The following is a 6,754-nucleotide window of genomic DNA, read 5'->3' as shown; positions in this document are numbered from 1 at the left end:
GGAGCACCCCACGAAAGCCGCAGCACACCGTTCCGACCAACGCTGCCGTCAAACACCACCGTAGCAACCCGAGACTACCTACCAGCAGCGGTAAGTTTCACCAGCGTGGCGCGTTTTTTCTGCAACAGCCATTGACAAGACACCCCACAAAGTGGAAAATGAGTTTCGTTACGTAGGGTGTCAAGACACCTAATGGCAATTATATCTGGGGGAATTATTCATGGAATCGACTAAACAGGTAGGAATCTGGGCACACGCGCGGCTAATCACCGGCGTTGGTGTTGCCTGGTTGTTTGACGCGATGGACGTCGGGATGCTTTCGTTTGTTATTGCGGCCGTTAAGGGTGAGTGGCACCTGAACGCTGTCCAAATGGGCTGGATTGGTAGTATCGGCTCAATTGGGATGGCCATCGGGGCGGTGCTGTTCGGTATGCTGGCTGACCGGGTTGGCCGCAAAACGGTGCTCATTATCACGTTACTCATCTTTTCGATTGGGTCCGCCGCATCGGCTTTGGCTACGGGGTACGCCATGTTCATGACGTTACGGTTGCTGATTGGGGCCGGATTAGGCGGTGAGCTGCCTGTGGCGTCTACGTTAGTTTCTGAAAGCGTGGCGACCGAACACCGGGGCCGCAGTGTTGTGCTGCTGGAGAGCTTTTGGGCGGCGGGCTGGTTGGCCGCGGCCTTGATCTCATACTTTGTTATCCCCAACTGGGGTTGGCGCGTGGCGATGGTCCTCACCGGACTCACCGCGGTGTACGCGTTCTACTTCCGGCGCGGGATCAAAGAGTCACCCGTTTACCTGGCGGCCGGCCACCGCAAGCCCCGCTTTTGGGCCACGTTAGTCCAGCTGTGGCGGCCACCATACCTGCGGGCGACGGCCATGTTGTGGATTGTGTGGTTCATGGTGGTTTTCTCCTACTACGGCATGTTTCTGTGGTTGCCAAGTGTTATGCAACTCAAAGGTTTCAGCATGATCAGCAGCTTTGGTTACGTGCTGGTGATGACTATTGCGCAACTGCCGGGGTACTTCACGGCGGCGTGGTTGATTGAAAAGTGGGGCCGGAAGCGCGTTTTGGCCACGTTCCTATTGGGCACGGCTGCCGCCGCACTCGGCTTTGGGATGGCGACGAGCCTGGCTTGGCTGCTGGTGATGGGGATGCTCCTCTCTTTCTTCAACCTGGGGGCGTGGGGCGCCCTGTACGCCTACTCACCGGAGCAGTATCCGGGTAGCGTGCGTAGTAGTGGTTCCGGCTTAGCGGCCGGCGTGGGCCGAATTGGCGGCATCGTGGGGCCACTACTGGTCGGTAGCCTGATTGCGAGCGGCGTTAGTTTCGCCAGCATCTTTGCTATTTTCACGGCGGCAATCGTTATTGCGGTACTCGCCGTCATGGTGCTGGGTCGGGAAACGATGGGCCAGCAATTGAACTAATTGAGGCACAAAAAAACGACTACTCAGTAGTCGTTTTTTTGTGCCTAGCGGGGATTAAGCGAGGACGTTGCCGTTAACCCAGTCAGTTACCTGCTTGGGGCTCAGGCGCTCGCCATTACCAATGTGGTTGATCTGCTTGCCGTCTTCAAAGAGGACGAAGGCAGGAATTCCCTTCAGGCCCTGCTCCTTAGCAATTTCGATGTTGGCGTCGCGGTCGACGTCAACCCAGCCGGCACCATCGCTCATTGCGTGTTCCTTAATCTGCTGGACGAAAGGCTTGATGGCCTTGCAATCACCACACCAGTCCGCCGTCATAAACATGACCTGCTTACCAGGCTTGTTCAGTTCGGTCCGGACAGCGTCGTCGGACACCACCGTTGGTTTGTACATTTCCATGAATGAATTACCCCCAATTGTTGGTGCCAGGAAAAATGTCCGGGACACCACTTTATTTAAGTTGTATTATACCACGCACGCTTACAAAAGGTAAGCCTAACGATTAATCTTGGCACCCACTAGCTTTTAAACTGCCGTAAGTAGCGGCTGGCGAACAACTTGTGAAACTTGACCGCCAATGTGGGGTTGGCGGCGTCAATATCGGCGTACATCGCAGTCGTAACTTTGCCCATCAGTCGGGCGAGCTCGTCCAGATCATCGTCGCTGAGCGTGTTCACAAAGGGGGGCACCTCCTGCGCGGCCGCCTCTACTTCCTGGCGACCGGCTGCGGTCAGGTGGACGAGGTTCACCCGCTTGTCATTCGGGGACTTGGACAGGGTCACCAACTCGCGTTTTGCCAGCTTAGCGATAAACTCACTGGCTGATTGGGGTGACATGCCTAGGCGGTCTGCAATCTGGCGTTGGGAGAGGTGGTCATCTTCGGCCAACACCAACAGTACTTTGCCCTGGCCCTCAACCGTTAGGCGTGGTCGGGGTTGTTTGACGATATCGTCGTATATTTTACTGAGCTGTTCGTATTCAGCCAGCTTGCCGGCAACGAGCTCGGCCTTGATATTCTTGCCCACGGTTAATCAGTCCATTCCTTATTTTCTTCAGTATACCGTATTCCACCGGGGCCGGAGAAAGCAAATGGTTGACTTTTTAATCAGGGGGCCTTACTATGTATTCAATCAGGGCACCTGATTAAATGCAAAGGTGGTTTTCAACATGACAAATGATAATGCAATTGAAGTAGTGGGTATCCAGAAGCAATTCGGCACCCAGGTGGCCGTGGACGATGTTTCCTTTACGGTCGGCAAAGGTGAGGTGTTCGGGCTTCTGGGACCGAATGGCGCGGGCAAGACGACCACCTTGAGAATGATCACGACCTTGTTGCGGCAGGACCAGGGGCACATTCTGGTGAACGGCTTTGACACGGTGACTCAAGCCCCGCGGGTTCGGCAACAGTTCGCGTTGACGGGTCAGAACGCATCCATTGATCAGGACTTGAGCGCCATGGAAAATCTGGTGATATTTGGCCGGCTGCATGGGCTCACCCGTGCTGATGCCCGGAGCCGGGCTACTGAGTTACTGGGCGACTTTGATTTAACCAATTCCGCCAGCAAGAGCCTCGACCAGTTCTCCGGCGGGATGCGGCGGCGCCTTGACCTGGCCGTCAGCCTGATTGGCAACCCCAGCATCCTCTTCCTGGACGAGCCAACGACGGGGCTGGATCCCCGGACGCGCACGCAGATGTGGACTGCCATTCGTCGGCTGGTACAACACGGCACGACGGTGGTACTGACCACGCAGTACCTAGAGGAAGCGGACCAGTTGGCCGACCGCATTGCGTTGATTGATCATGGACGTATGGTTGCTTTGGGTACGCCGAGCGCCCTCAAACAGCGGGTGGGAGGTCTGCACCTGCAAATAGAGGTGCCGGAGCTGCGGTGGGTTGCGCCAGCACAAGCGGTGGTGCAGGCCGTGTTGGCTGGACCTACGGAGGTGCAGAACCGTAAAGTGAGTGCGTACCTCGATGACGATGGTTTTCGGGCGGTGGCCGCCATCACGACGAAGTTACAGGATGCCGGCGTTCCGCTGAGCAACTTTGCGGTCACCGAGCCGTCACTCGATGATGTATTTTTGCGGATGACCGTGGGTAAAAACTAATTCGGGCTGGACCCAATTAAGGAAATCACATTACGAGGTATCAAAATATGGATAATCAATCAACAAATCACGTTATTAGTAACACCATGACCATGGCCTACCGGAACCTACTCAAGACGCTGCATAACCCGGATAATATGAGCGACGTGGTGATGCAACCGGTCATTTTTACGTTGCTATTTGGCTACCTGTTTGGTGGCGCGATTGCCGGCAGCGTTCATGCGTACCTACCGATGCTGGTGCCGGGGATATTGATTCAAAGTATTCTCAACGCTGCGTCCGGCTCCGGTCAGCAGTTGCGTACGGACATTAATGCCGGCGTCTTTGACCGCTTCAAGACCCTGCCGATATCGCCGCTGGCCCCGCTTGCCGGTCAGCTGGTGGGGGATGTGCTCCGGCTACTAGTGTCTGGAGTGATGGCGCTGGTGACGGCCGCGGTGATGGGGTGGCGCCCAACCGCCGGCCTGGTCGACGTGGCGGCGGCATTATTGTTGGCCATCTTTATCGGCTGGTCCGTTTCCTGGATATTCGCGCTGGTGGGGCTGTTGGCCAAAGACGCGGAGATGATCGGGAGCTTGTCGATGATCATTATTCTGGTGCTGACCTTCCTGTCTAACGCGTTTATTCCCACACGCACCTTGCCGCCGTTGATTCAGACTTTGGTTAAGGTCAATCCGGTGACCCTGACCATTAGTGCGATGCGCAGCCTCCTGGGTAATGGTGGTTGGGGTATGGACGCCACCGTGGTGTTGGTGAGTGGTGCCGTGATTATGGCGGCCTTTGTACCGTTGACCGTATGGGCTTACCGACGTCAGGGATAGTAACTAGCAGCTTCGCGGTAGCGTCTTTACACAGACTTGCTGAAACTCCAGTCCATCTGGGAGCACACAAAAACCCGCCAACCGAAGTTAGCGGGTTTTGCTGTGGTCGTGAAGGAGTAATTAAACTTCTTCAGGAACCAACTTAACGGACTTAGTGCCCATCCAGCCACAGATTTCCTTGAAGGTATCCGTGATGGCCTGAGTACCAGGAGCCAGCAACTTACGAGGGTCGTAACCCTTGCCCTGCTGGTCCTTGCCGGCTTCGATGTATTCGCGAGTAGCCTTGTCAAAGGCAAGCTGGCATTCAGTGTTGATGTTCAGCTTGGCGATACCCATGGAGATGGCCTTTTCAACCTGTTCCTGAGGGATACCGGAACCACCGTGCAATACCAGTGGCTGAGCAACAGCATCAGCGATTTCCTGGAGACGGTCGAAGTGCAGGCCCTTCCAGTTGTCTGGGTACTGGCCGTGGATGTTACCAATACCAGCAGCTAGGTAGTCAACGCCAGTGTCAGCGATCTGCTTAGCTTCGTCAACAGAAGCTAATTCGCCTTCACCAACAACACCGTCTTCTTCACCACCGATGGAACCAACTTCGGCTTCAACGGAGATACCCTTGGCGTGGGCCAAGGCAACGATTTCCTTAGTCTTTTCCAAGTTTTCTGCGAATGGCAGGTCGTGACCATCGAACATAACGGAGTTGTAGCCGGCAGCAATAGCTTCCTTGGCAGCTTCGTAGTTACCGTGGTCCAAGTGAATAACAACTGGTACGGTGATGTTCATGGATTCTGCAGTCAGCTCGATCAGAGCCTTGCAAAGCTTGTAACCACCCATGTACTTAGCAGCACCCATGGAAGTCTGGATAAGTACAGGAACGTTCAAGTCCTGAGCACCCTTGAGGATGGCACGAGTCCATTCAAGGTTGTTGGTGTTGAACGCACCGATAGCGTAGTGACCCTTACGAGCCGCAGCAAACAGTTCTGTGCCGTTAACAAATGGCATTATAAAGTCCTCCTAAAAACTGGAAACAAATTTTTTTACTCGTTCATTCTAACATAGTTTACAAAGATTGTCGTACCCGTTTACACCCCTAATGCAACAAGTGTGGCATCACAAATTAACAATGTCACTCCGGTCAGGGCGGTAGGATTGCGTAGTGAATAATTGGCATCGCTTTCACGGCGGCCGTAGAGGTTATGCAAATTTTGGGATGATAAAGTGCAATGTTTTGCAAGGTGGGAGATGACGATAAATATTTACGCTAAATTAGGGTGGAGTTGGTCAAAACCGACAGGGAAAATTGCACCGTCAAATCGGTAGTGTACGCAGATTTGTCACCAGCAATTATTTAGTTAGAATGAGTATACTGAACGGTAACTGATAATTGATCAACCATTGAGGAGGCGGCAGATTGACCAAAATTGCAATTATTTCCGACATTCACGGTAACATCACGGCTTTGCGTGCCGTTTTGGCCGACGCCCGGGCGGCATCAGCTGATGAGTATTGGTGCTTGGGTGATATCTACATGCCGGGTCCGGGGGCTGAAGACGTGTGGTCATTGCTGGATGATATCCATCCAATCGTACGGGTGCGGGGTAATTGGGATGACTTTGCGGCCGCGATTATGCGGGGTGATTACCACCCCCAGCGGCCGATGGATATCTTTGTCGCCCGGAACGTCCGCTACTTATTGGAGCGAATGCCCGCAGCAGACCTGCAAAGGTTAGGTCAATGGCCGTTACGTGCAGTTCGTGAAATTGGCGGCCTTCGTTTTGGCATTCAGCACAACTTACCGGCAATTAACTTTGGCCACACGCTGTACCCACGGGCCGAGCAAAGTAATTTCAACGCCCTGTTTGCCGATGGGCGGACGGATGTCGCCGTGTATGGCCATATCCACGCGCAGTTGGTTCGGTATGGGGATGATGGACAGCTAGTACTCAATCCCGGCGCGGTAGGACAACCGTACTCTCCATATCCAGCGATGAGGCGTGATCAGCGTGCGCAGTATTTGCTGTTGACCGTTGATGAGCAGGGAATTGCGGACATTGACTTGCGCCACGTTAACTACGACGTGGACGCCGAGCTGGCCTTGGCCCGTGAACGCCGCTTACCGTACTATGATCTGTACGTTAAGTTGCGTCGGGAGGGGTTGGCTAGCACCCACGATGAGGAGACTTTGCGCCGGTTTAACGAGGAGTACGGGTATACCGAGGAAGTCACTGGTTATTTCCCGGGAAATAAGGACTGATGGAACTCCCTCTGGAAACAGAGTATATATAGACAACTAAGCCTGGCAAACATTCATGTGTGCCAGGATTTTTTAGGTGATTTCGTCAAATATGCGCTCCTGGCTGGCGGTTCTGGCCGGCGGGGGCGCTGTGGCGTGCTA

At 54.2% G+C, this 6,754-nt stretch carries 7 protein-coding genes; 4 read left to right on the top strand and 3 right to left on the bottom strand.

Features of this window, described 5'->3' with window-relative positions; genetic code table 11:
- The first annotated feature begins 220 nt into the window (after positions 1-220).
- Complete coding sequence (locus LPA02S_RS10145) at positions 221-1,432, top strand: MFS transporter (protein WP_056957058.1); 1,212 nt, start codon at positions 221-223, stop codon at positions 1,430-1,432.
- Between the two features lie 54 nt (positions 1,433-1,486).
- Here the strand turns inward: LPA02S_RS10145 and LPA02S_RS10140 are convergent, their stop codons facing one another.
- Positions 1,487-1,828 (bottom strand): thioredoxin family protein, encoded by a 342-nt coding sequence (locus tag LPA02S_RS10140; RefSeq protein WP_082405375.1) that lies wholly within the window; start codon positions 1,826-1,828, stop codon positions 1,487-1,489.
- Positions 1,829-1,947: 119 nt separating this feature from the next.
- Positions 1,948-2,454, bottom strand: a complete 507-nt coding sequence (locus LPA02S_RS10135) for a MarR family winged helix-turn-helix transcriptional regulator (protein ID WP_054650168.1) — start codon at positions 2,452-2,454, stop codon at positions 1,948-1,950.
- Positions 2,455-2,596: 142 nt separating this feature from the next.
- On the opposite strand from LPA02S_RS10135, the gene LPA02S_RS10130 reads away from it, so the two are divergent.
- Positions 2,597-3,538 (top strand): ATP-binding cassette domain-containing protein, encoded by a 942-nt coding sequence (locus LPA02S_RS10130; RefSeq protein WP_056957059.1) that lies wholly within the window; start codon positions 2,597-2,599, stop codon positions 3,536-3,538.
- 29 nt (positions 3,539-3,567) lie between these two features.
- Positions 3,568-4,359 carry an ABC transporter permease gene (locus LPA02S_RS10125; protein ID WP_420835971.1) on the top strand — a complete coding sequence of 264 codons (792 nt, stop codon included), beginning with the start codon at positions 3,568-3,570 and terminating at the stop codon, positions 4,357-4,359.
- A gap of 120 nt (positions 4,360-4,479) precedes the next feature.
- On the opposite strand, the gene fba is transcribed toward LPA02S_RS10125, so the two are convergent.
- Positions 4,480-5,361 (bottom strand): class II fructose-1,6-bisphosphate aldolase, encoded by an 882-nt coding sequence (fba, locus tag LPA02S_RS10120; RefSeq protein ID WP_054650164.1) that lies wholly within the window; start codon positions 5,359-5,361, stop codon positions 4,480-4,482.
- Between the two features lie 409 nt (positions 5,362-5,770).
- Between fba and LPA02S_RS10115 the strand changes: the two genes are divergently transcribed.
- Positions 5,771-6,613, top strand: coding sequence for a metallophosphoesterase family protein (locus tag LPA02S_RS10115; RefSeq protein WP_054650162.1), 843 nt, complete (start codon positions 5,771-5,773; stop codon positions 6,611-6,613).
- The last annotated feature ends 141 nt before the right edge of the window (positions 6,614-6,754 follow it).

Origin of the sequence: Lacticaseibacillus pantheris DSM 15945 = JCM 12539 = NBRC 106106 (assembly GCF_001591865.1) — a bacterium.
Taxonomy (GTDB): domain Bacteria; phylum Bacillota; class Bacilli; order Lactobacillales; family Lactobacillaceae; genus Lacticaseibacillus; species Lacticaseibacillus pantheris.
This window is presented reverse-complemented; position numbering and strand designations above follow the sequence as displayed.

Coding starts and splice junctions, on each gene's coding strand:
- LPA02S_RS10130 (WP_056957059.1), top strand. CDS start 2,597: ATGACAAATGATAATGCAATTGAAGTAGTGGGTATCCAGAAGCAATTC.
- fba (WP_054650164.1), bottom strand. CDS start 5,361: ATGCCATTTGTTAACGGCACAGAACTGTTTGCTGCGGCTCGTAAGGGT.
- LPA02S_RS10145 (WP_056957058.1), top strand. CDS start 221: ATGGAATCGACTAAACAGGTAGGAATCTGGGCACACGCGCGGCTAATC.
- LPA02S_RS10140 (WP_082405375.1), bottom strand. CDS start 1,828: ATGGAAATGTACAAACCAACGGTGGTGTCCGACGACGCTGTCCGGACC.